Origin of the sequence: Capnocytophaga sp. oral taxon 412 str. F0487 (genome assembly GCF_000271925.1) — a bacterium.
GTDB classification, from domain to species: Bacteria; Bacteroidota; Bacteroidia; order Flavobacteriales; family Flavobacteriaceae; genus Capnocytophaga; species Capnocytophaga ochracea.
The window spans coordinates 90,090-115,268 of the sequence record NZ_AJZR01000006.1 but is presented as its reverse complement, the minus strand read 5'-3'; the positions used below and the strand labels follow the sequence as shown (position 1 = coordinate 115,268).

Below are 25,179 nucleotides of genomic sequence, written 5' to 3'. Positions count from 1 at the left end.
TGCACTGTTTAAATATTAATTCGCCAAATATGTTAAAAAGGAATCTATTCTTATGGCTCTTCACAGTAGCTATAACATTCGGTGCTTCCGCTCAAAACTATGAGTGGAAAGAAGCTCAAGGAGGCGGTTACACTTATAAATATGTAACACACGACCCCACCAATGCAAGGTTTTATACCTTGAAAAACGGACTTACAGTTATTTTGAGTCCTACGAATAAAGAACCTCGCATTCAGTGCTATGTAGCTGTGAAAGCAGGTAGTAAAACCGACCCTGCAACTAATACAGGGCTTGCACATTATTTAGAGCATTTACTCTTTAAGGGAACTGATAAATACGGTTCACTTGATTGGGCTAAGGAAAAAGTAGAACTCGACAAAATCGACGCCCTCTACGAAGAGTACAATCACACCAAAGACCCTGCTAAACGCAAAGCTATCTATAAACTGATAGATTCGGTTTCAGGAGTAGCTAGTAAGTATGCTATCGCCAATGAGTACGATAAGATGATGACTGCTATGGGTGCACAAGGTACCAATGCTTTTACTTCGTTTGAAAAAACAGTGTATACTGACGATGTGCCTGCTAATGCTATCAACAAGTACATTACTGTACAAGCTGAACGCTTCCGCAACCCTGTACTTCGTATCTTCCATACTGAATTGGAAGCTGTATACGAAGAGAAAAACCGCTCTTTGGATAGCGATAATAGCGAGGTGTTTGAAACTCTCTTCTCTGAGCTATTCAAGAAGCACAATTATGGCTTGCAAACTACTATCGGTACAGTAGAGCATTTGAAAAATCCTTCACTGAAAGAAATTCGCAAATACTTCCATACCTATTACGTGCCCAACAATATGGCTGTAATATTGGCAGGAGATTTCAACCCCGATACTGTTATCGCTCAAATTGATAAGGCATTTAGCTATATGCAACCCAAAGCAGTGCCTCAATATAATTTTGAGAAAGAAGCTCCTATTACAGCACCTATCATTAAGAAGGTAGTAGGACCCGATGCCGAAAGCGTTTCGATGGCATTCCGCTTGCCTGGTAACCAAGATAAAGATGCTCTCTTAGCCGATTTAGTAGGGGAAATTCTTACTAATGGTAAAGCAGGTCTTATTGACTTGAACCTTGTAAAAAAACAAAAACTCCTTGGGGCAAGTGCCTTTGCTTATACGCTTATAGACTATGGTGTATTATACCTTTCTGGAAAACCTCTACAAGGGCAGTCGTTAGAACAAGTAAAAGACCTTATGTTGGGGGAAATAGAAAACCTCAAAAAAGGTAACTTTGATGATGACCTTATTCCTTCTATCATCAACAACTTGAAAAAGCAAACCATTCAAGCGACTGAGTCTTATGGCAACCGCGCTAATATGCTAATGTCAGCTTTTACTGATAACTTAGACTGGAAAGACCAAGTAGCGTATGTGAACAACCTTTCTAAACTCACCAAAGCTGATATCGTAGCTTTTGCCAATAAATACCTCGGCAATAACTACGTAGCTGTGTATAAAGAGAAAGGAACTCGCCCTAATGTAGAGAAGATTGAAAAACCGGCTATTACTCCCGTTGAAACCAATGCTGATAAACAATCAGCTTTTGTGAAAATGGTGAACGAGATGCCAAGTACTCCTGTAAAGCCTGTTTTCTTAGATTATAATAAAGACCTACAAAAAGGAAAATTAGGCAAAGCAGAAATACTTTACGTGCAAAACAAAGACAATGAATTGTATCGTCTTACTTTCCGTTATAAAGTAGGTACTCTTAATGATTTGAAATTGGCAATGGCTGCTAATTATAGTCAGTTTTTGGGTACTGATAAAAAATCAGCTGAACAGCTTACCAAAGAATTCTATAAAATAGCTTCAAGCTTTAGAATTTCAAACAGTGACGAGTACACTACTGTAAATATAGAAGGTTTACAAGAAAACTTTGAAGCAGCTGTGAAACTTTACGAAGACTTTATTGCCAATATTAAAGTAGATGAAGAAGCGCTTAAAGCCTTGAAAGCGCGTGTAGTTAAATCGCGTATAGATGCCAAAGCTAATAGAAATGCTATTATGCAAGCCTTAACAAACTATGCAATGTATGGGGCTAAAAACAAATATAACTACACCTTCTCTGATGCCGAAATTGAGGCTATTACAGGGAAAGAGTTAGTAGATAAACTCAAAAACCTAAACAATGTAGAGCAAACAGTTATTTATTATGGACCTGCTACCCTTTCAGAACTTACTAATAAACTAAAAACTTTACATAAAGTGCCTGCTAAGTTTGCCAAGGTAGCTCCTAAAAAAGAGTTTAAACAAGTAGAGCAAACTAAAAACCAAGTACTCTTTGCCGATTATGAAATGGTACAAGCTGAAACCCGTTGGATACGCAATACCGTTCCTTTCAATCCAGCTGAAAGCACTGTAATTAGTGCGTTCAACAACTACTTCGGTGGGGGTATGGGTTCTTTGGTATTCCAAACCATTCGCGAAAGTAAAGCTTTGGCATATAGCACTTATGGTTTCTACGCTTCCCCAAGAAAGAAAGCTGATAAATACTATATGCTTGCCTATGTAGGTTCACAAGCTGATAAGTTTAAAGAAGCCGTTGAAGCAATGAATGAACTGCTCAATACAATGCCTGAATTGCCTGCTAATCTCCAATTAGCTAAACTACAAATCAAGCAAGAAATAGAAACCGAGCGCATTACACAAGACGGTATTATTTATAGCTATTTAGCCGCACAAGAATTGGGTCTTAAAGACGATATACGCAAGCAAGTATATCAAAATGTAGATGGTATTACAATGAAAGACATCAAAGCTTTCCACGACAAATACCTCTCTAAAAAACCTTATACTTATGTGATTTTAGCTTCAGAAAAGAAACTCTCAAAAGATGCCCTCCAAAAAATAGGAGACTTTAAGAAACTCTCATTAGAAGAACTCTTCGGATATTAGAATAAGAAATTATTTTTTATTTCTCATAATCAGTGTTAAAGTCGCACGACTTTAACACTGATTATTTATATATAAAAAACTCATTTACAATACTCATCTAAAATATTTTAAAGATTTGTGATAAAAATATTTGGTAGTTATTATTATTATCCATTACTTTGCGCCACAAAGTACTTCATTATGGAAGAGAATAAATACTTAAACGACCTACACGAGATACGCCAGATGATGCGTAAGTCTACCCTTTTTCTTTCGCTTAGCGGACTTTCGGGGGTATTGGCAGGTGTGTATGCCCTGATAGGTGCAGCAGGGGTATATATGTTGTTGGAACATCATTACATCTATTATCCTTATGTGCTTATAGAAAGTCGTACCTTTAAAGCTATTATGGCAATTGCATTAGCGGTGCTTGTAGCCTCATTGGTGACAGCTTACTTGTTTTCGGCGCGTAAGGCGAAGCGCAATGGAGAAAGCCTTGTGAATGCTACCGCCAAAAGGGCTTTGTATAACTTTGCTATTCCGCTACTTACGGGTGGGCTACTCAGTGTATTGCTCATCAAAAATGGGTACTACGGACTGCTTGCGCCAATGACGCTTATTTTTTACGGATTGGCGTGTGTGAATGTGAGCAAATACACCTTTGGAGATGTACATTATTTGGGAATTACCGAGATTGTGTTAGGCTTGTTAGCGGTATATTTCCCTGGTTGCGGACTCTTGTTTTGGACATTGGGCTTTGGTGTGTGCCATATTCTCTATGGTGGCGTAATGCACTTTAAATACGAACGCAATAAAGGAAAAGACCAACAGTGACATAAGTCGGGACGGATAAAGAAAATTGAAGACTTTTTTAGCACATATTAACAAGGCTTTTGACCACCGCATTCGCTTAGCCATAATGTCGGTGTTGATGGTGAATGACAGTGTCGACTTTAATACCCTGAAAGAACTCTTAGGGGTAACCGACGGCAATCTGGCAAGCCATACCCGTGCCTTGGAAGCTGAAGAGTATATCACTATTGAAAAATCGTTTGTGGGAAGGAAGACGAATACGAGTTATAAGGTAACTGAAAAGGGAAAAGAGGCTTTTCAAGAACATTTGAATGCACTCGAGAAGATTATTGGGAAATTAGGAAATTAGCAGATTTGTCGATTTGCCCCCGAACCCCCGAAGGGGACAATCCGTAAAGGAGAAACATTAACTCCTTTCTTTTTTATAGATACACTTTGAAACGCAAAGTGCTTTAGTGTGAATTATTAATTGTAAATTCAAATATTATGTATCCAGAAAAACCATCAACAACATCTAATGTATGGCAATCAAACACTTTTCGTTTGGTGCTTATTGGGGCACTTACTTTGGTATTGCTCATTCCGCTCTTATTAGTGCAAAACTTAGTGAGAGAGCGCAAAGAACGTCAGCAGGAGGTTATCAATGAGATTGATAGCAAGTGGGGGCGCGAGGTCTTTTTCTATGGACCTATCCTCAAAATTCCTTACAAAGTGTACAGCGACAAGAATAAAAACGCTTTTGAGACACAGTACGCTTATTTCTTCCCCGAGGAACTGAAAAATACTTCGAATGTAAAGACTGAGGTGAAGAAGCGCAACAACTACGAATCAGTAGTGTTTAATGCGTCTATGGACTTTACGGGTAGTTATGTGGCTCCTAATTTTGCGACTAAAGGAATTCCTAACGAAGATATCAGTTGGGATAAGGCTACGATTCTCATTCGCACTACTAACCTCGCAAGTATTAAGAATGGGGTAAGCATTCAATTAGGTGGCAAGAATTACGCTTTTGAACCTATCTATGAGCAAAAAGACAACGAGGATTATTACTATGAGAATGATAGTAAGGCTAATGAAGTAGCATCGCTTGAAACAGGATTTATTAATTATCAAGAATTTTTGGCTAACCCTTCGTTTAGTTTTACGGTGCAGTACGACGGTAGTAAGAAAATAGCCATTGTACCCATAGGGAAGACTACCGAGAGTACCCTTACCTCTAACTGGGCTAACCCTAGCTTTACAGGTAGCTTTTTGCCTTACACCAAACAGATAAACGGCAATGGGTTTAACGCTTCGTGGAAGGTATTGCACATCAACCGTCCGTTTGCACAACAATCGTTTGGGAGTTTGCCGAACATTTCGCAATACACTTACGATGTAGATTTTATCATTCCCGTAGACCAATATCAGCAGAATGAACGCGCTACTAAATACGGTTATTTGGTGATATTCCTCACTTTCTTGATATTCTTCTTGATACAAAGCATTAGCAAGATAAAGATTCACATCTTCCAATACTCAATGATAGGCTTAGCATTGGTGTTGTTCTATACTTTGCTCATATCGATTACAGAACACAGTAGCTTCTCGTTTGCTTACTTTATATCATCGGTAATGACGGTAGGACTTATCAGTTTGTATTCGGTTTCTATACTGAAAAACAAGAAGTTCCCTACTTTTATAGGACTTTCATTAGCAGCACTCTACGGTTTTATTTACGTGATTATTCAGCTGGAAAGTTATGCTTTATTAGTGGGAAGTATAGGTTTATTTACCATTTTGGCTATTGTGATGTACGTGTCGCGGAAGGTGGAATGGTCGGATTCAGGTAAATAGGTAAATTAGGTAAAAGATAAAAGGTAAAAGATAAAAGATAAAAGGTAAAAGGTAAAAGGTAAAAAGGACTGTTAGAGAATATCTGGCAGTCTTTTTTAATACCAATAATGCTAAAAATGCCAATAATACCAAGTCAATGACGGTGTGAGCCACACGGACAGGTGCGAGCCGCACAGGCAGTCGTAGCACGACAGGCAGATAGAGAAAAGACGGTGCGAGCCACACAGGCATATAAACAAAAGACGAACAATGAACGAACAAAAGACGAACAATAAACGAACAATGAACGAAGGAAAGGTGGAGAAATGATGAAGGATAAGACTTGCAAAATAGTAGGAAAAGTGGAGTTTGTAGAAGGTGATTATGGGTAGTTGTTGAATAATAGAAATAAAAGTATTATCTTTGCACCCTTTTTAACTGATAATTCATAACTAAAAACATAAAACTCAAGTGGCTATAATAATAACTGACGACTGTATCAATTGCGGGGCTTGCGAACCCGAATGTCCTAACAATGCTATTTATGAAGGTGCTGACGATTGGCGTTATAGCGATGGTACAACCTTAAAGGGACGTGTGGTATTACCGAGCGGATTGGAAGTAGACGCGGACGAGCCCCAGAAAGCTATCAGTGATGATATTTACTTTATCGTGGCAGACAAGTGTACTGAATGCATTGGTTTTCACGATGAACCCCAATGTGCTGCTGTATGTCCTGTGGATTGCTGTGTGCCCGATGATGCCTACCAAGAAACAGAAGAAGAACTTTTGGCTAAAAAACGCTTTATTCACGACGAAGAAGCGTAGTTTTACAAAAAAGTAGTATATTTGTCCCCATACTTTTAAAAAAGAGTATCTATGAAAAAAGAAGTAACAGATGTATTGGTAATTGGCGCGGGTCCTTCGGGTTGTGTATCAGCAGCCTATTTGCACAACAACGGTGTGAAGGTGCGCGTGGTAGAGAAAACAAAATTCCCGCGCTTGGTGGTAGGTGAGAGCCTTATTCCGCGTGTGATGGATCATTTTGAGGAAGCGGGTTTTATGCCAGCCTTAGAAGCCCAAAAATACGAAGTAAAATGGGGTGCCCGTTTTATTCGTGGCGAACAAGTGTGTCAGTTTGATTTTGGTAAAAAATACGGCAAAGGTTGGGATTGGACGTGGCAAGTGCCTCGTGCCGATTTCGATAATGTTTTAGCACAAGAGGTCATTCGAAAAGGGGTAAATCTCACTTTTGAAACCGAAGTTACCGATGTGCAATTCTTCCCCGATCATCAGGTCACTACGGTGAAAGACGCTAATGGCGAGGTGAGCGAAATTACTTCTAAATTTGTAATTGATGCCAGTGGTTATGGGCGTGTGTTGCCTCGCTTGTTAGACCTCAATTCGCCTTCGAAGTTAGACGACCACTCGTCTATTTTTACTCATATCAAAGAGGATAAGGTACGTCCTGCGGGTGAAGAAGGTACGCTTATTTCATTTGATGTATTGGAGCGTGAAGTATGGCTATGGGTAATTCCGTTCTCTAACGGCAATACTAGCGTGGGCATTGTAGGACCTACGCACTATATCAACGCTTTGTCGGCTTCGGGAGATACCGAAGAAGCACTTCGCAAAGCAATTAAACGTTCTGACTTCTACCGAGCACGCTTTGAACATTCGGATTTTCTGTTCAAGCCCAATAAGATACAAAGTTATTCTTGCTCGGTGAAAAAACTCTTTGGCAATGGCTTTGTACTCACCGGTAACAGCACCGAGTTCTTAGACCCTGTATTCTCCTCAGGAGTGGCTTTTGCTACCGAATCGGGGATGTTGGCGGCTAAATTGGTAAAACGCGAACTTGCGGGTGAAAAAGTAGATTGGCAAAAGGAATACGCCGAGTATATGCAACGTGGTATAGACGTGTTTACTTCTTATGTAAGAGAATGGTATACAGGCAATTTACAAACGCTCTTCTTTCATCAGCCAGGAAATGAAGAGGTGAAGAAGAAGATATGTTCGGTACTCGCGGGTTACGTGTGGGATACTACCAATCCGTTTGTAACCAAACACAAGCATATCATTGAAAATATGGCATATGCCATTGATAACGGTTTGGGAATGAAGGAGGCATAAACTTTTTTGGCTGAACGATAAAAAAGTAGTACCTTTGTGCCCACTTAAATACTCTGATAACTCTTAATTTTAAACTTTAAACTAAAAAAGTGCAAACAGAAGAAAAAGAATTGTACCGCTTTGTAGAAGCGGGAGATTGGACAAATTCCCTTTCAGATAGTGAAATGGAAAAACTTTTAGTAGAGACTGATTTCTCTCGAGAGCAAACCGACGAGGGACGTGACTACTGCTATTTCTTACATAAATACAGCAAAATAGACGATAATAGTACTTCTGACTATACGTTGATGGCTTATACGCTTACCCAACCCGAAAACTTGGAACGCGCTTCGATGTACGATATGATACTCGAAGAAAATGAGTATTTCAGTATACACCGCATCAGTGTGTATCGCAACGGTCAGCTGATTGACAAAACAGCTGATACTACTATAAAAGTATTGGACAACGAAGGACAAAGCGGTCGTGGTATTATCAGCAGTTCTAAAAAACTGAACTTCTCCATCAAAGACCTTCACTTAGACGATATCCTTATTTTGGAAGACACCAAAGAAAAGGTATTTACTGAGAAAGAGTTCTTGCGTCGGGACTTTATGAAATACGTATATGTAACCCCCGATACTTACTGGGCGTACGGTAAATACCATTTCAAACTCATCAATAATCGCGACAAACGTGTGGCTTATAAAGATGTGTTTTTCCGCGACGAGCAAGGCAACGTAATCCCAAGTCAGGTGAAATACTTAGCACAAGGAGAAGCATTTGAGATAGTACAAGAAAACTACATCAACCCAGTAGACCCTAACCGCGAAATCTTCCCTTTTATAGACTTTGCTACTGATAGTACTTGGAAAGAACTTTCTAACTATATCTATCCGCTTTACGAAGAAGTGTTCAAAGCACAGCCCGCTGATTTCGCCCCCGATTTGGTCGAAAAACTCAACGGTATGGCTACCCTCGACGAGAAATTGCAATATGCCATAGAGTTCGTGCAAAACAACATCTACTACGTGTACAACGCCGATGAGATGAATGGACACAAACCACAAGCACCTGCACTTACTTACCAAAATAAGCAAGGAGATTGTAAAGCGAAATGCGTATTGTTGAAATCTATCCTCAACTATCTCGGTGTAGAGGCTTCAGTGATATTGGTGAACTACAATTCTGATTATTACTTGCAATTCTATCTCCCTTCGTTGCTTTCGTTCAATCACGTAGTGGTGAAAATCAATTACGAAGATAAAGAGTACTTTGTAGATGCAACTGCTCGTAATGAGTTTGGTAAATTGGAGAAACGCGCAGTGATTTCTTTTTGTCACTTTATGGAAATCTTGCCTAACCAAGAGCTACAAGTACGTAAACCTACCTATTTCGACAATTTTTGTATAGATGAGCACATTACCTTAGAAGCCAAAGGCAATACGGGCAAAATACAACTGCTTACTACTTATCGTTACAATCGTGCAAACTCTATGCGAGCTTACTTCAAGTCGAGCAACAAAAATGAACGTTTGGACAGCTGGAACAACTCCTTGTTCTATGCACTCAACTATGTAAACGACCGCAAAGGCAAAGATTTCCGCGAGATTTTCAAAGATGCTACCTTGCAAATAGTGAAGGACGATAAGGTGGAAAATGAATTTGTAGTGAAGTACGAAGCAACTATTGAACAGCCTTATTTTATAGACAATGAAGGTCGTCGTTTCTTGATGTACTACGATGGTAGTGTTTTGAAAAATAGTATTCGTGAGCACCAGCACAGCGATGCGAGCTTCTGGCACAACTTCGATAGCGAGCGTTACGAAATAGAACTCAAAACTGATGAAAATATCGATACTAAGGAAAAATATACCGTACAAGAGTGTGATATCGAAAATGAGTATTTCACCCATAAAACCCAGAAGTTTATCACTAAAAACTCTGGTAAGGTGATTGTGGAGTACAATCCACTCACGAATATTGAGTTGCCATTAGATAAATTGGAGCCTATTCGCGAAGATTATCACACTATGGCTGATAGTAACTTCGGTATCGGTATTGATGTGGTAGAAAAAGGATTCTTAAACTCCTTAAAACGACTTTTTAAATAAGGAAATTTACATACAACTTTGCCAAAGGAGCGAGCCACACGGGCATTAGAATCTTTGGCAAAGTTTTATTAACAAAAATAATGAGTGCACTTATTCCAACCATAGAAACCCAATCGGAAGCCGAGATTATCGCTTTTCAAGAAGAAAAACTGCGAGAGCTATTGCAATATCTCAATGAAAAATCGGTTTTTTATCAAAATCTCTTCCGCAAGCACCATATCCGTATAGAAGATATCCGCACCCTTGCCGATTTACAAAAAATACCCACAACCCATAAAGACGATTTGCAACGCGAAAACGATGCTTTTCTCTGCGTACCTAAAAGTGCTATTGTTGACTATGCTTCTACCTCAGGCACTATGGGAACGCCCGTTACTTTCGGTCTCACCGATAAGGATTTAGACCGTTTGGCGTACAACGAAGCTATCTCATTGGCTTGTGCAGGCATTCAAAAAGGCGATGTAGTCCAACTGATGACCACTATCGACCGTCGTTTTATGGCAGGCTTAGCTTATTTCTTAGGCATACGCCAAATGGGAGCGAGCATCATTAGGGTAGGGGCAGGAATACCCGAATTGCAATGGGATTCTATCCGATTGTACGAACCTAAATATCTTATTGCCGTTCCTTCCTTTGTGCTGAAAATGATAGAATATGCCGAAAAGAATGGTATCGACTATCGCGCTTCTTCCGTAAAGGGAGTAGTGTGTATAGGCGAGGCGTTGCGTAATCAGGATTTTAGCCCTACGCTCTTAGCGAAAAAGATTACTGAAAAATGGCAGGGATTGCAACTATACTCTACTTATGCTTCTACCGAGATGAGCACTACTTTCACCGAGTGTGAATACCAGCACGGAGGGCATCACCACCCTGAGCTCATCATCACCGAGGTATTAGACGACGAAGGACGCTCCGTACCCGATGGTGAGAGTGGCGAGCTCACGATCACTACTTTGGGAGTGGAAGGTATGCCATTGTTGCGTTTTCGAACAGGCGATATAGTAGCGATGCACAGTACCCCTTGTAAGTGTGGGCGACATACGGCACGAGTGAGTCCTGTACTGGGTCGCAAACAGCAGATGATTAAATACAAAGGAACGACCCTCTACCCGCCAGCCCTAATGGATTTGCTTACGGGGTTTGAAGCCATAGAGAATTACATTATAGAAATCAATACCAATGATATCCTCACCGATGAAATTCTCATCAAAATAGGGACAAAAAACCCTACTGAAGCCCTTCGTGAGCAGATAAGTCATCATTTCCGCGCTAAACTCAGGGTAGTTCCTAAGATTGAGTTCTGCGATATAGCCCTTATTGAGCAACAGCTCTATCCGTTGGGCAGTCGTAAACCGATGAAATTTGTAGACAAACGCAAACCATTAAATTAATTATATATGAAGACAAAAAATCTATTAGCTGTCTTATTTTTGTGCGTTACCTTAGCTGTAACTGCGCAAGATTTTCAAGAAGAAAGAGGTAATTTATCTTTTCTAAAAGATCAAAAAGTCGTGAATGTAGAGTTCAAATACGATAATTTGCGACTAATGAAAGACAATGTTACCGAAAGAGAATACGTAGATGAACGTCGTCAATTTCTTAACAACAGGAATAAAGGTGAGGGAGATAATTGGCTGAAGAAATGGGAAGGAGCGAGAGAAACCTTTTGGGAGCCTAAATTTTTAGATTTGATGAGACGTACAGTTACTGAATCTAAAGGAATTGCATTTCAAAAAGATGCTCCTCAAGCAGCCTATACCCTTATTGTAGATGCCCAATGGATATATCCAGGATGGGATGCTTGGGTAATGAAACAAAAAGCCAAAGTAACTACTGTACTCAGTTTTGTAGAAACAAATAACAGAGAAAATGTACTATACCAAATACGCTCTATCGAAGCCCCAGGCGACCAAATAGGACATAATTACAGTAATGAGTTGCGTATAGGAGAAGGCTTTGAGAAAACCGCTAAATCCTTTGGAAAGCTCATCATCAAACGCCTTAAAAAATAATAATAATAATTAAAACACTTTTAACCTCAATATCCTTTGTCAAAGTCTCTAAGACTTTGACAAAGGGTATTGTTACTTATTACCTGTTACTTTTCACTTTTTTCTCCCATTCTTCAAAAAACTTAGGTTTATACAGCGATAAGCTATTATCTTTTAATGAAGTAAATACTTGTACAGTTTCTCCCGTACAAACCAACTCATTGGCTTCGTTGTAGATAAAATACTGAAAGATGAGTTTCGCTACATTGGAGGGAATATAGTGAGTATCAATGCGCAAACGTTCGCCATAACGCACCATCTTCTTGTGTTCACATACACTCTTCACAATAGGAGTTGCATAGCCTTCGCGCTCTACATCAAGGTAAGAAATACCGTACTTTCTTCCAAACGCCTCACGTCCGTCTTCAAAATATTTGATGTAGTTGCCGTGCCACACAATACCAAGTGGGTCGGTTTCGCTAAAGCGTACTGTAATGGTAAGAGTCTCAGATAAATTCGCAGGGTTATACGTTTCTTTTGGCTTTGTCATAATAAATAGAGATAAGAATACAAGTGATGAAAAAGAGCAGTAAAGCTGCTATTTTAGGCAGCAAACTACTCGCAGAACCGCCTCTTAGCAATACCTCGTAGAAGGCCTGTAATCCCCAGTTCATAGGGGAAATATTAGAAAGCAATTGCATAATGTGGGGCATTGCAAAGGTGGGTATCCACACGCCTCCAGTGGCTGCAAAAAGTACCGTGAGGATAGCTCCCAAGGGTGCTGATTGTTCTTGGGTTCTTGTTAAAGTCCCCAAGAGTACCCCCAAGCCTATAGCCGAAAGCCCTGAGACTATGGCGACTAACAACAAGAGTAAAAGTTTACCTCCCACTTCTAACATTGGTAAGCCTAAATAAGGAAATACAAACACGCCCATTACTACCATCAAAGCGAATTGTAGTAAGCTAATCATCAGAAAAACAATGATTTTAGCGGTGAGCAATGCCCAGTAGGGTAGGGGACTCGTGAAGAGTCGGAGTCCCGTGCCTTGTGTTTTTTCCTTTACAATACTCGCCGATAGCGGTATGGTAATGAAGAAGATAGCAAAGAGAGCCCACGCGGGTACGTTGTGCTGGGTAGCGTTGGGGATAGCAGCAGTAGCCGTATTAGGATTGATTTCTCTAAAACTCACTAACGCCTCAGTTTTTGGTAAACTCACCCCTTCCTCTAACTGACTCTCGAAAGCTTTATAAATATACTGATTTTCTATTTGGTATAGCAATTTGTCAATGCCACTCTTCACACTTTCTTTAAACGAAGTCTGCAAAGTCGGGTCAAAATAAAGGCGTATTTCTTTGGTAGTATAAGCCGTTTCAGTAGGCGTTACGGTCTCGCCTGCAAAAGTGCTGATAATCGTCTCAACATTCTGTTGCACTTTAGTTTGCAAGCTAGAGGAGAGTTCAGCAGGGATTACAATAGCCAGTAGGTAGTTGCCTTTCAGCACTTGTTCACGCGCCATAGCTTCATCAATAGATTTTCCGTCCAGCGTTTTCACCATTTCGAAAGCACTTCTTTCTAAACTCTTACTGATATTTTCGGCAATTTCACCGCCATCGTTATCCACTAACAGAACGGCTGTTTTCTGCTCATTGATATTCTTAAAAGCCCCGTCCTGCAAAAGCGTAATGGTTACTACCAATAGCAATGGCATCGCAAAGAGAATGATAAGTGCCCCCACATCGCGCAACAGCAATAAGGCTTCTTTTTTTATAGATTGAAACATAACGGTTTGAATAGGGGGCAAAGATAGTAAATAAAAACTAAATCATTCTAATAATATTAGAAAAGGCAATAACTGTCAATTTACGAATTTGCTAAATTGCTAATTACTTTGTACTTTTGCACCCTCAAATTTTTAAAACACAAATTATATCTATGACCGCTATTAGAAATATAGCTATTATTGCCCACGTAGACCACGGCAAAACTACCTTAGTAGACAAGATTTTACACCACTGCGCTCTCTTCCGCGAAAATCAAGATTCAGGCGAACTGATATTAGATAATAACGACCTCGAACGCGAACGAGGAATTACTATCCTCTCTAAAAACGTTTCAGTAGTTTATAAAGATATCAAAATAAACATTATTGATACACCTGGCCACGCCGACTTTGGTGGGGAAGTGGAGCGTGTACTCAATATGGCCGATGGCGTGCTCTTGCTTGTCGATGCTTTTGAAGGCCCTATGCCACAAACGCGTTTTGTACTCCAAAAGGCTATAGAAATGAAGTTGAAACCCATTGTGGTAATCAACAAAGTTGATAAAGAAAACTGTACTCCTGATGAGGTACACGAAGCTGTATTCGATCTTATGTTTGAACTCGGTGCTGAAGATTGGCAGTTAGATTTTCCTACGGTATATGGTTCAGCTAAACAAAATTGGATGTCAGAAGATTGGCATAAGAAAACTGATAGTATTGCACCCCTACTCGATATGGTGGTAAAGTATATTCCAGCTCCTCAAATAGAAGAAGGTAGCTTGCAAATGCTTATTACTTCATTGGATTATTCTAGTTTTACAGGACGTATTGCTATTGGTCGTTTGCACCGTGGTACCCTAAAATCGGGTATGAATATTTCATTAGTAAAACGCGACGGAACTATTGTAAAATCTAAAATTAAAGAGCTACACCTCTTTGATGGTTTAGGTCGTAAGAAAGTAGAAGAAGTACAAGCAGGCGACATTTGTGCGATTGCAGGCTTAGAAGGCTTTGAAATTGGTGATACTATCGCCGATTACGAAAAACCCGAAGCACTTCCTACTATTGCTATCGATGAACCTACTATGAGTATGCTCTTCACTATCAACGATTCTCCTTTCTTTGGTAAAGACGGGAAGTTTGTAACCTCTCGCCATATCAAAGAACGTTTAGAGCGTGAATTAGAGAAAAACCTTGCTTTACGCGTAGAACCTACTGATAGTGCCGATAAGTTTATCGTTTATGGTCGTGGGGTTTTGCACCTTTCAGTACTCATTGAAACAATGCGTCGTGAAGGTTATGAATTGCAAATCGGTCAGCCACAAGTTATCATCAAAGAGATTGATGGAGTGAAATGCGAACCTATAGAAGAACTTACTATTGATTTGCCTGAGAATGTAAGTGGTAAAGCAGTCGATTTAGTTACCCTTCGCAAGGGCGAAATGCTAAGTATGGAACCTAAAGGTGAACGTATGATTATTAAGTTTATCATTCCTTCTCGCGGTATCATTGGTTTGCGTAACCAATTGCTTACGGCTACTGCTGGTGAAGCTATTATTCATCACCGTTTCTTGGAGTTCCAACCTTTCAAAGGTGAAATAGCAGGGCGTATTAATGGTTCGCTTATTTCTATGGAACAAGGTACTGCTATTCCTTATTCTCTCGACAAATTGCAAGACCGAGGCAAATTCTTTATCTTCCCTGGTGAAGATATTTATACAGGACAAGTAATTGGTGAAAACTCTCGTAGTGGAGATATAGTAGTAAATGTAACGAAGACTAAAAAACTTACTAACGTACGTGCTGCGGGCTCTGATGAAAAAGTAAAATTGGCACCGCCTATTAAGTTTTCTTTAGAAGAAGCCTTGGAATATATCCAAAAAGATGAGTATGTAGAAGTAACTCCTAAAAATATGCGCTTACGTAAAATCTACTTAGATGAGAATGAACGCAAACGCCACGAAAAGGAGTTTAAGTAATCTTCAATATTTAATAAAAGAAAACCTCAGTATTTTTATATACTGAGGTTTTCTTTTATGAATAATAGATATATCATAAATAATAAAAAAAGTCGTCACTTCCCAGCAACGACTTTTCCTCATTAAAACAAAAAATTATGAAAAAAACTAAATTACTTCTCTTTTTCCATCTTGTCTTTCAACTCTTGTAATGCTTCAAGATCACCAAGTGTTGATTTTTCGACTGTAGATGAGCTGGTATTTACAGTAGCTTCTTTAGCTATTTTCTCTTCTTCTTCTTTGAAGATAGCAGTGTGAGAAGCTACTACACGTTTAAATTCTTTGTTAAATTCAATCACTTTGAAATCAGCAGTGTCTCCTTTGCCTAATTTCTTTCCGTCTTCTTTTTCTAAGTGACGTGAAGGAACAAACGCTAAGATATCGTCGTTGAAAGGAACAGTAGCACCTTTATCTACCATTTTAGAAATAGTACCTTTGTGAACTGTACCTACCGCAAATTCAGTTTCGTATTTGTCCCAAGGGTTAGGAGTGGTTTGCTTATGTCCTAATGATAATTTGTGTCCTTCGGCATCTAATTCAAGTACTACTACTTCAATCTTATCACCAGAGTTTACAAATTCTGATGGGTGTTTAATTTTCTTAGTCCAGGAAAGGTCGGTGATGTGTATAAGACCATCGATACCTTCTTCGAGTTCTACGAATACACCGAAATTAGTGAAATTGCGAACAGTACCTGTATGTTTAGAACCTACTGGATATTTTTCAGTGATGTTAATCCAAGGGTCTGGGGTAAGTTGTTTAATACCCAAAGACATTTTGCGCTCGTTGCGGTCGAGAGTCAAGATAACAGCTTCTACCTCGTCGCCGAGTTTTACGAAATCTTGAGCAGAACGTAAGTGAGTACTCCAAGACATTTCAGAAACGTGGATAAGACCTTCTACACCATCAGCGATTTCTACGAAAGCACCATAGTCGGCAATTACCACTACTTTACCTTTTACTTTATCGCCTACTTTAAGGTCATCAGCAAGAGCGTCCCAAGGGTGTTTGCTAAGCTGTTTTAAACCTAATTGGATACGTGATTTGTTGTCGTCGAAATCAAGGATTACCACATTGAGCTTTTGGTCTACCGATACCACTTCGCTTGGGTGATTGATACGAGCCCAAGAAAGGTCGGTGATGTGAATCAATCCGTCTACGCCACCAAGGTCTACAAATACACCATAAGAAGTGATATTTTTCACAACTCCTTCGAGTACTTGTCCTTTTTCGAGTTGACTGATGATTTCTTTCTTCTGTTCTTCGATATCTGCTTCGATGAGCGCTTTGTGAGAAACCACTACGTTTTTGAACTCGTGATTTACTTTCACAATCTTGAATTCCATTGTTTTGTTTACGAATTGTTCGTAATCGCGGATAGGTTTCACATCGATTTGAGAACCAGGTAAGAATGCTTCGATGCCAAATACATCTACTATCATACCGCCTTTGGTACGGCTTTTTACAAAACCGTTTACGATTTCGCCGTTTTCGTGTGCCAAGTTAATTCTATCCCAAGCTTTAAGCGTACGTGCTTTGCGGTGTGAAAGTACTAACTGGCCGTTTTTATCCTCACGGATATCGATAAGCACTTCTACTTTGTCACCTACTTTGAGGTTCGGGTTGTAGCGGAACTCGTTGAGAGAGATAACGCCTTCTGATTTAGCGTTGATGTCGATAATCGCTTCTCTGTCAGTGATGCGAGTTACTACTCCTTCTACTACTTCATTGTCTTGAGTGTCAACGAAATTGTTTTTAACCAATTCTTCGAAGTTTTTCAATTGGTCTTCTTGTACGCTGTCAATACCTTCTTGGTACTTGTCCCAATCAAAGTTCTGTAAGAACTCTTCTGGATTTTGAGTGTTTTCAGCCATTTGCTGATAATAAAATTTGTATTTCCTAATTAGGAACGAGAGTATTTTAGTAGGGCTATTTCTAATAGGAAAGAATGAAACAATAATGATAAATTAATACTCTATGCCCTTAAAAAATTATGGCAAAATTACAAATAATCTTTGAATTAGCCAAATAATTTTATGATTTTTGAAGATGTTTTTTTATTTGTAACTGTGTATCTATTTGTCTATTAGATAATTATATGGATATTGTGTTAAGTGGAAATATTACTAAGAAACAATCGATTCTACTGAAAAGTTTTTGTAATTACATCATTTGTATTTCTTTAAAGAACTGAGTAAATTCTTCTTCATATAATTTTTCATCTCTTTTTAAATCTTCTATGGCATATTGCATTTTCGAAACAAAGCCTGTACGCCTATCCATTCGGTATAATATGGAAGAGATGCCTTCAAAGGTTTGATAGCTTTCTAACCAACGTTCGGCAATGATGTATTTACTCAAAGTTTGAGCTTTATTGTTGAGCAATTGTTGATGGCGTTCTAAGGTGTCGTAAAAGTGCTGAACATATTGTTCTAAGGATTTATCAGAATATTCTTTCCAATGTTTAGCAAGACAATAGTCGTAAAAAATATCTACCAGTACCCCTGCGTAATGCTTGTAAGTAGGCACCAATCGGTGTTTACTTTTCCGGAAAATGGCGTGTGCATCAGTGAAAGTATCTATTCTGCGATGTAATAAAATACCCCGTTGCATTGCTTCGGGGTATTGTAAGTATTCTTTGCCTCGTACGGTATCGGCGATAAAGTTGCCAATAGTGAGCAGTTCATCGCCTTCGCCCGAAAGGTAAATATGAGCCAAAAAATTCATTATAAATAATCTTTTACCTTAGAAAGTGCTTCGCTAATACCACTGGGGTTTTTACCTCCTGCGGTTGCAAAGAATGGCTGTCCGCCACCTCCTCCGTGAATGTATTTGCCCAGTTCTCGTACTATCTTACCAGCATCTAATCCTTTGGCTTGTGCCAATTCTTTATTGATATAGCATAACAAGAGTGCTTTGCCTTCTTCGTGAGCTGATGCAAAGAATATAAAAGCATTTTTTACCTCATTACCTAACTCGAAAGCAAGGTCTTTGAGAGTTGCCACTTCTGCATCTACTTGTTTTACGAGACACTGAACTCCATTTACTTCTGTAAATTCAGCTTTTAAACTTGTTTTAAGTTGCTTAGCTTGCTCTTTTCTCAACTGTTCAAGCTCTTTGTGTAAAGCTGCATTTTCTTCTTGCAAGTGCGTAATCGCTTTTACAGGGTCTTGGGCGTTTTTCAGCGTCTCTTTTATTTGTTCTACCAGCTGTTCTTGTTCTGTAAAATACTGCATAGCTCCTCCACGGGTAATCGCTTCAATACGGCGAATACCTGCTGCTACAGCACCTTCTGAGATGATTTTGAAATACCAAATATCGCCTGTGTTCTTTACGTGAGTTCCTCCACAAAGCTCCTTGCTATCACCAAACTGAATCATACGCACACGGTCGCCGTACTTTTCACCAAAGAGTGCCATAGCTCCTGATTCCACTGCTTGTTGCATATGAATATTACGATGCTCTTGCAAAGGAATTTTTTCAAAAATACGTCTGTTTACCAATTGCTCTACCTTTTTGAGTTCTTCCTCAGTAAGTTTAGCAAAGTGAGAGAAGTCGAAGCGCAAAGTCTCAGGAGCTACACGAGAGCCCTTTTGTTCAACGTGTGTACCCAACACTTCGCGTAAGGCTTGGTGTAACAGGTGGGTAGCACTGTGGTTAGCTTCTGCCATTTCACGTGATATTGAATGTACTTCTGCTTTGAAAGGGTCGTTTAAATTAGTAGGCAGGTGTTCTGAAATGTGAATGATAAGGTTATTTTCTTTTTTGGTATCTAAAATATAAATAAGCTCACCGTTAGCACTTTGGAGTGTACCTTTATCGCCTATTTGTCCACCTCCTTCCGGATAGAAAGGAGTAGTATTAAACACTAACTGAAAGTGTGTACCGTCTTTCTGACTTTCCACTCTGCGATATTTCACCAATCGCACCACAGCCTCTAAGGTATCATAACCTATAAACTCCTCTTCATCGTCGTCGCGGAGTATTACCCAGTCGTCAGCTTTTATTTGAGCTGCTGCACGTGAACGCTCTTTTTGTTTTTGTAATTGTTCTTCAAAACTCGCTTCGTCCATAGTGAGCCCTTTCTCCGAAAGAATGAGCGCTGTCAAATCTTTGGGGAAGCCGTAAGTGTCGTATAATTCAAAGGCTTTACCGCCCGATAGTTGCTTGCCAGGACTGTTTTGTATCATCACATCTAGCATTAGCAAACCTTGTTCAAGCGTGCGCAAGAAAGAGGCTTCTTCTTCTTTTATGACGCTCATAATCAGGAATTGTTGTTTCTCCAATTCAGGGAAAGTACCTCCCATTTGGTTAGAGAGTGTCTCTACTAATTTGTAGATAAACGGTTCTTTTTGGTTTAAGAAAGTAAAGCCATAGCGAATAGCACGGCGCAAAATACGGCGTATCACATAACCAGCACCATTGTTAGAGGGCAACTGACCGTCGGTAATAGCAAAAGCGACAGCCCTAATATGGTCTGAAATCACACGAATGGCAATGTTTACTTGTTCTTGTTCAGCAGTTACACGGTCGCCTGAGGTATATCTACTTTGGGTAATCTCTTCCACTTTGTGAATCAGTGGGGTAAACACATCGGTATCGTAATTTGATTGTTTCTTCTGCAAAACCATACAGAGGCGTTCAAAACCCATACCTGTATCCACGTTGCGAGAAGGTAGTTTTTCGAGACTACCGTCGGCTTTGCGGTTGAACTCCATAAACACATTGTTCCAAATCTCAATTACCTGAGGGTGGTCGTTATTCACAAGGTCGCGACCTGGCACTTTGGCTTTTTCTTCATCTGAACGGATATCCACGTGAATTTCGGTACAAGGACCACAAGGACCTTGGTCACCCATTTCCCAAAAGTTATCTTTTTTATTTCCGAGAAGAATATGGTTTTCGGCAATCCGTTCTTTCCATATATCATAGGCTTCTTGGTCAAAAGGCACGCCCTCTTCTTCACTGCCTTCAAAAACGGTTACATAGAGGTTTTCTTTGGGAATTTTGTATATTTCGGTGAGCAATTCCCACGCCCAGCTAATGGCTTCTTTTTTAAAGTAATCACCAAACGACCAGTTGCCAAGCATCTCAAACATCGTGTGGTGATACGTGTCCCGACCTACCTCTTCCAAATCGTTGTGCTTTCCCGATACGCGCAAACACTTTTGAGTATCGGCTACGCGTTTGTATTTAGGTTTAGCATTACCAAGGAAAAACTCTTTAAATTGGTTCATACCAGCGTTGGTAAACATCAGGGTAGGGTCGTTTTTGACCACCATAGGAGCCGAGGGGACAATAGTGTGCCCTTTGCTTTCAAAGAATTTTAGGAATTGTTCTCTTATTTCTTGCGAAGTCATATATTTTCAATTAACAATTGACAGTTAATAATTAACATTTTCAGGGCGCAAAGGTACGAACTAATTAGCAAATTCACAAATTTGCTAATCTGCTAATTTTCCTCTCGGCTTTAACTGAGCAATCCGCAGAATAATGATGTTTTACAAAAGAATTATCTGTGCTAAATCTGTGTAATTCGTGAAGTCTTTGCGAGACTTTCGGGTAGCTTACTGACTATTTGTTTTATTTGTAAAAAATTGTAAGATTTCTGTAGCGTAAGCTACACTCTTAATTTCCCCCTCAGCTTTAACTGAGCAATCCACAGAATAATGATGTTTTACAAAAGAATTATCTGTGCTAAATCTGTGTAATCCGTGAAGTCTTTGCGAGACTTTCAGATAGCTTACTGACTATTTGTTTTATTTGTAAAAATTTGTAAGATTTCTGCAGCGTAAGCTACACTCTTAATTCACATCAATTAATTCAACTCTTGATTGATATTAGTAACATTCTAAATTCAATTGTTATTCAGTTAGTATTCAATTAATCTTTGGTCAGTCTTCATTGTAGAGCCACTGTAGAGCCACTGTAAAACCACTGTAGAGCCACTGTAAAACCACTGAAAAGCCACTCATTCTTTAATTATTCTATAAGCTTTGTATACCTCTCTCCCAATTTCACTATTCACCATTTACCATTAATCATTAACCATTAATCATTAACCATTAATCATTAACCATTAATCATTAACCATTAATCATTAACATTAACCATTAACCATTAATCATTAACCATTAATCATTAATCATTAACCATTAACCATTAACTACGCTTCCCATTTGCTAATTCCCTAATTTTCTAATTTTCTAATTTTTCACCTACCCATAGGTTTTTATTTATATATGTAAATGTATGACTTTTAGATTGTTACTGCTACCTACGTACTATGTAAATTAAATTTTTGTTCTAACCATTTGGTTAATTCAAAAACTCGTTGTACCTTTGCCCCCGAAAATTAGAAGTAACGATGAAGAAGACAAAAGATATAAGCACCGAAGAACGCATCAAAGCCGCTGCCCGCAAAGTCTTTCATCAGAAAGGTTTTGCAGGTACACGTACTCGCGACATTGCCGAAGAAGCGGGTATCAACCACGCAATGCTCAACTATTATTTTCGTAGTAAAGAAAAGCTCTTTGAAATGGTAATGATGGAAACAATGGCGCAATTCTTTAAAGGAGTAAACCTTATGCTGAACGACGAAAGTACCTCTCTCGATGAGAAAATAGACCTCATCGTCTCTAACTACGTCGATTTACTCCTCAAAGAACCCGAATTACCTACCTTCATATTTAATGAGGTGCGCCCTAACCCGCAAGCGTTTGTAGAGCAAAATCCTATTAAAGAGGCACTTACTCACTCTGTACTCACTCGTCAATACGCCGAAGCCGTAGCTCGTGGCGAAATCACAGAGCCTAACCTAATACAAGCTATCCTAAACGTCATCGGGTTGGTGATATTTCCTTTCATTGCAAAACCTATCCTAACCTCAATTATCAATATACCCGAAGAACAGTACAAAGCCCTAATGCTTCAGCGTAAAACCCTTATCCCCCAATGGATTAAAGCGACGCTATGGAAATAATAATACGATTTCTCTTAAACAATTGTCTTTGCGGATTGTCTCCCTTCGGGGGAACGGAGGCTAAATAACATTTTTTTATCTATACCCTAACCAAATGGTTAAACTAATTTATTAACACTATAATACCCCTAAAAGCCTTAATTCATCAGTCTTTTACTCTGTTTTATGGCTTGCCCCTTCTCCGAAAGAGAGGGGGAACGGGGGTGAGGATTGCCACTATGAAACACCTTATCTTAACACTCACCGCATCAATAGCCCTCACTCTCACCGCGCAAGCGCAGGCTATCCTTTCTTTGGAGGACTGCTATCGTCTTACTCGTGAGAACTACCCTACCGTCAAAAAGCTCGATTTGGTAGCCAAAACCGAAGGCTATACCCTTGCCAATGCCAATCGTGCTTACCTCCCACAGGTCTCTATCCTAGGGCAAGCCACTTACCAGTCGGAAGTAACCGACCTCTCTAAAACCATTGTAGGAGCACTCCCACTGCCTCCTAACGTCTCTTTGCCTACCATCGACAAGGAGCAATACAAGGTCGTGGGCGAGGTAAGCCAACTTCTCTATGGAGGTGGTACGATTCACAGTCAGAAGGCTATTGCCAAAGCTCAAAGTGCCGTGCAAGCACAAGCGGTCGAAACCCAATTGTACACCCTGAAACAACGCGTGAGCAACCTATATTTTGGGGTGCTCCTCATCAATGCGCAACTCTCTCAAAACCGTCTCAATATCGAAACGCTTGAGTCGCAACTTAAGAAGGCGGAAGTAGCCCTAAAAAACGGTACGACCCTCCCCAGCAATGTAGACGAGTTGAAAGCCGAAATCCTCCGCGTGACAATGCAAACCACCGAGTACGAAGCCGCACAAGCTACCTACTTGCAAATGCTGTCTACTTTTATAGGCAAAGAGTTCACCAACGCTTCCCAGCTCGCAGAGCCTGCGCCCCAGTCTCAGTCTCAAACTCTATCTACTGAGGTTTTTCGCCCTGAACTCAAAGGGTTTCAGCTACAGGAATCGTTGCTCAAAGCGCAAGAAAAACAGCTCAATAGCGAATATATACCTAAGTTCAGTGCGTTTTTTCAAGGCGGTTACGGGCGTCCCACACTCAATATGCTCAGCAACCAAGCGGATTTCTATTATATCACAGGGCTCCGCTTGCAGTGGAATTTAAGTCCGCTATACAACTTATCGAGCAAGAGACACATTTTGCGCCTCAACCTCGAGAGTCTCACAACCGACCGTCAAGCCTTCTTACTCAACACAAAACTCGAACTCACTCAGCAGTCCGAGCAACTCAAAAAGCTACAAAAGCTGATAGAACAAGATGAAGCATCGGTAACCCTGCGCCATTCCGTCGCTAAATCTGCTGAAGTCCAGTTAGACAACGGGGTTATCACCACTCACGAATACTTGCAGAAAGTCAATGCTTGGCATCTTGCCCAGCAAACCCTTATCCTGCACCAAATACAACTCCTCCAAGCTCAAGAAAATCAAAAACTCATCAACGGACAATCCTCCCCTAACCCCTCCCAAGGAGGGGAGTTATAGTGAGGCTAACAATAAAACAGAACAAGAATACCATTTACTGAATAATAACTCAATAAAAAACGCCCCTATCGCCTTTATGGCTTGCCCCCTCTCCTTGGGAGAGGGGGAACGGGAGTGAGGATTTAAAATGAAAAAGATAACACTCATCACCGCACTTGCAGCCCTTATCGCCTGCAACCACAAGAACAAATTCGACGCTTCTGGCAACTTCGAAGCCGACGAAGTCATTGTTTCTGCCCAACAGACAGGGCAACTCATCGACTACGATGTAGAAGAAGGCAAAACTCTTACCGAAGGTCAAAAGGTCGGTCAGATAAACGTCGCTCTCCTCAAAATACAGAAAGAGCAGGTGGAAGTCACTATTGCCTCACTCAAAGAGAAAACCCAAAACCCTGCCGACCAGGTGGCACTCATTCGGAGCCAACTCGAAGTACAGCGCGCACAACTCGCCCAACAGGAACGTGAGCTTACGCGTACACAGAACTTAGTGCGCGGTGGAGCTGCTACCCAAAAGCAATTGGACGACCTCTCCGCCCTCATCGACCAGCTTCGCAAGCAGATAGCCGTAACCGAAAACCAACTCAAAGTGAGTCTGACCAATATCAACACGCAGAACCGCAACGTGCTCAGCCAAGAAGCTCCTCTGCAAAAGAATGCCGAAGCCGTTCAAGAGCAAATCAACCAAGGTGAAATTATCAACCCCATTGCTGGCACTGTGCTTACTAACTACGCCCTAAAAGGGGAAATGCAGACGTTCGGAAAGCCACTATACAAAATCGCCAATACTGATGTACTAACCCTAAAAGCCTACATCACCGGTGACCAACTATCCCAAATCAAATTAGGACAGCAAGTTACCGTGCGCACCGATGCCGGAAAAAGCGAATACCGCACCTATCAAGGCGAAATTATCTGGATATCTCAAAAGAGCGAGTTCACCCCCAAAACAATTCAAACCAAATCCGAACGCGCCAATCTCGTCTATGCTATCAAGGTTAAAGTAAAAAATGACGGCTATCTCAAGATAGGAATGTACGGGGAAGTGGTGTTTAAATAGCCTTGCTCTACACTTTGCCCCGCTGGCGCTTTTCTTG

The 25,179-nt window shown here is 40.2% G+C and carries 18 protein-coding genes; 13 read left to right on the top strand and 5 right to left on the bottom strand.

What is annotated here, in order from left to right:
• Positions 1-29 precede the first annotated feature (29 nt).
• From HMPREF1321_RS01105 to HMPREF1321_RS01065, 9 genes are all read left to right on the top strand, one after another.
• Positions 30-2,957 carry a M16 family metallopeptidase gene (locus tag HMPREF1321_RS01105; RefSeq protein ID WP_009420935.1) on the top strand — a complete coding sequence of 976 codons (2,928 nt, stop codon included), beginning with the start codon at positions 30-32 and terminating at the stop codon, positions 2,955-2,957.
• A 180-nt stretch (positions 2,958-3,137) separates the two neighbouring features.
• Positions 3,138-3,770 (top strand): DUF308 domain-containing protein, encoded by a 633-nt coding sequence (locus HMPREF1321_RS01100; RefSeq protein WP_009420989.1) that lies wholly within the window; start codon positions 3,138-3,140, stop codon positions 3,768-3,770.
• A gap of 25 nt (positions 3,771-3,795) precedes the next feature.
• Positions 3,796-4,098, top strand: a complete 303-nt coding sequence (locus tag HMPREF1321_RS01095; RefSeq protein ID WP_009420917.1) for a winged helix-turn-helix domain-containing protein — start codon at positions 3,796-3,798, stop codon at positions 4,096-4,098.
• Between the two features lie 137 nt (positions 4,099-4,235).
• On the top strand, positions 4,236-5,585 hold the full coding sequence (creD, locus tag HMPREF1321_RS01090) for a cell envelope integrity protein CreD (RefSeq protein ID WP_009420983.1): 1,350 nt from the start codon (positions 4,236-4,238) through the stop codon (positions 5,583-5,585).
• 450 nt (positions 5,586-6,035) lie between these two features.
• Positions 6,036-6,392 (top strand): 4Fe-4S binding protein, encoded by a 357-nt coding sequence (locus HMPREF1321_RS01085; RefSeq protein ID WP_002672952.1) that lies wholly within the window; start codon positions 6,036-6,038, stop codon positions 6,390-6,392.
• A gap of 51 nt (positions 6,393-6,443) precedes the next feature.
• Positions 6,444-7,697, top strand: coding sequence for an NAD(P)/FAD-dependent oxidoreductase (locus HMPREF1321_RS01080; protein ID WP_009420981.1), 1,254 nt, complete (start codon positions 6,444-6,446; stop codon positions 7,695-7,697).
• Positions 7,698-7,786: 89 nt separating this feature from the next.
• Entirely contained in the window at positions 7,787-9,790 is a 2,004-nt protein-coding gene (locus tag HMPREF1321_RS01075) for a hypothetical protein (RefSeq protein WP_009420915.1), read from the top strand.
• An 80-nt stretch (positions 9,791-9,870) separates the two neighbouring features.
• Positions 9,871-11,181 carry a phenylacetate--CoA ligase family protein gene (locus tag HMPREF1321_RS01070; RefSeq protein WP_009421005.1) on the top strand — a complete coding sequence of 437 codons (1,311 nt, stop codon included), beginning with the start codon at positions 9,871-9,873 and terminating at the stop codon, positions 11,179-11,181.
• Between the two features lie 6 nt (positions 11,182-11,187).
• Positions 11,188-11,802: a hypothetical protein gene (locus HMPREF1321_RS01065; protein ID WP_009420470.1), complete on the top strand. Its 615-nt coding sequence runs from the start codon at positions 11,188-11,190 to the stop codon at positions 11,800-11,802.
• A 79-nt stretch (positions 11,803-11,881) separates the two neighbouring features.
• On the opposite strand, the gene HMPREF1321_RS01060 is transcribed toward HMPREF1321_RS01065, so the two are convergent.
• Positions 11,882-12,331 (bottom strand): acyl-CoA thioesterase, encoded by a 450-nt coding sequence (locus HMPREF1321_RS01060; protein WP_009420926.1) that lies wholly within the window; start codon positions 12,329-12,331, stop codon positions 11,882-11,884.
• Positions 12,306-13,562, bottom strand: a complete 1,257-nt coding sequence (locus tag HMPREF1321_RS01055) for an ABC transporter permease (RefSeq protein ID WP_009420927.1) — start codon at positions 13,560-13,562, stop codon at positions 12,306-12,308. Before HMPREF1321_RS01055 ends, HMPREF1321_RS01060 begins: the two co-directional genes overlap by 26 nt.
• Before the next feature lie 152 nt (positions 13,563-13,714).
• Here HMPREF1321_RS01055 and typA point away from each other — a divergent pair, with 152 nt between their 5' ends.
• A complete protein-coding gene (typA, locus tag HMPREF1321_RS01050; protein ID WP_009420968.1) occupies positions 13,715-15,520 on the top strand; it encodes a translational GTPase TypA in 1,806 nt (601 codons plus the stop codon).
• A 152-nt stretch (positions 15,521-15,672) separates the two neighbouring features.
• Here typA and rpsA read toward each other — a convergent pair whose 3' ends face one another.
• The 3 genes from rpsA to alaS form a co-directional block, all read right to left on the bottom strand.
• Positions 15,673-17,433 (bottom strand): 30S ribosomal protein S1, encoded by a 1,761-nt coding sequence (rpsA, locus tag HMPREF1321_RS01045; RefSeq protein ID WP_009421038.1) that lies wholly within the window; start codon positions 17,431-17,433, stop codon positions 15,673-15,675.
• A 289-nt stretch (positions 17,434-17,722) separates the two neighbouring features.
• Entirely contained in the window at positions 17,723-18,286 is a 564-nt protein-coding gene (locus HMPREF1321_RS01040; protein WP_009420943.1) for an ACP phosphodiesterase, read from the bottom strand.
• Positions 18,286-20,919: an alanine--tRNA ligase gene (alaS, locus tag HMPREF1321_RS01035; RefSeq protein ID WP_009421021.1), complete on the bottom strand. Its 2,634-nt coding sequence runs from the start codon at positions 20,917-20,919 to the stop codon at positions 18,286-18,288. The genes HMPREF1321_RS01040 and alaS overlap by 1 nt, the downstream gene beginning before the upstream one ends.
• Positions 20,920-21,926: 1,007 nt before the next feature.
• Here alaS and HMPREF1321_RS01030 point away from each other — a divergent pair.
• From HMPREF1321_RS01030 to HMPREF1321_RS01020, 3 genes are all read left to right on the top strand, one after another.
• Complete coding sequence (locus HMPREF1321_RS01030; protein ID WP_034575401.1) at positions 21,927-22,541, top strand: TetR/AcrR family transcriptional regulator; 615 nt, start codon at positions 21,927-21,929, stop codon at positions 22,539-22,541.
• A 218-nt stretch (positions 22,542-22,759) separates the two neighbouring features.
• A complete protein-coding gene (locus HMPREF1321_RS01025; protein ID WP_009421024.1) occupies positions 22,760-24,085 on the top strand; it encodes a TolC family protein in 1,326 nt (441 codons plus the stop codon).
• A 127-nt stretch (positions 24,086-24,212) separates the two neighbouring features.
• Positions 24,213-25,142 (top strand): HlyD family secretion protein, encoded by a 930-nt coding sequence (locus HMPREF1321_RS01020; RefSeq protein ID WP_009420952.1) that lies wholly within the window; start codon positions 24,213-24,215, stop codon positions 25,140-25,142.
• Positions 25,143-25,179: the final 37 nt, after the last annotated feature.

Coding starts and splice junctions, on each gene's coding strand:
- HMPREF1321_RS01070 (WP_009421005.1), top strand. CDS start 9,871: ATGAGTGCACTTATTCCAACCATAGAAACCCAATCGGAAGCCGAGATT.
- HMPREF1321_RS01100 (WP_009420989.1), top strand. CDS start 3,138: ATGGAAGAGAATAAATACTTAAACGACCTACACGAGATACGCCAGATG.
- alaS (WP_009421021.1), bottom strand. CDS start 20,919: ATGACTTCGCAAGAAATAAGAGAACAATTCCTAAAATTCTTTGAAAGC.
- rpsA (WP_009421038.1), bottom strand. CDS start 17,433: ATGGCTGAAAACACTCAAAATCCAGAAGAGTTCTTACAGAACTTTGAT.
- HMPREF1321_RS01020 (WP_009420952.1), top strand. CDS start 24,213: ATGAAAAAGATAACACTCATCACCGCACTTGCAGCCCTTATCGCCTGC.
- HMPREF1321_RS01055 (WP_009420927.1), bottom strand. CDS start 13,562: ATGTTTCAATCTATAAAAAAAGAAGCCTTATTGCTGTTGCGCGATGTG.
- HMPREF1321_RS01060 (WP_009420926.1), bottom strand. CDS start 12,331: ATGACAAAGCCAAAAGAAACGTATAACCCTGCGAATTTATCTGAGACT.
- HMPREF1321_RS01040 (WP_009420943.1), bottom strand. CDS start 18,286: ATGAATTTTTTGGCTCATATTTACCTTTCGGGCGAAGGCGATGAACTG.
- HMPREF1321_RS01030 (WP_034575401.1), top strand. CDS start 21,927: ATGAAGAAGACAAAAGATATAAGCACCGAAGAACGCATCAAAGCCGCT.
- HMPREF1321_RS01025 (WP_009421024.1), top strand. CDS start 22,760: ATGAAACACCTTATCTTAACACTCACCGCATCAATAGCCCTCACTCTC.
- creD (WP_009420983.1), top strand. CDS start 4,236: ATGTATCCAGAAAAACCATCAACAACATCTAATGTATGGCAATCAAAC.
- HMPREF1321_RS01065 (WP_009420470.1), top strand. CDS start 11,188: ATGAAGACAAAAAATCTATTAGCTGTCTTATTTTTGTGCGTTACCTTA.
- HMPREF1321_RS01080 (WP_009420981.1), top strand. CDS start 6,444: ATGAAAAAAGAAGTAACAGATGTATTGGTAATTGGCGCGGGTCCTTCG.
- HMPREF1321_RS01105 (WP_009420935.1), top strand. CDS start 30: ATGTTAAAAAGGAATCTATTCTTATGGCTCTTCACAGTAGCTATAACA.
- typA (WP_009420968.1), top strand. CDS start 13,715: ATGACCGCTATTAGAAATATAGCTATTATTGCCCACGTAGACCACGGC.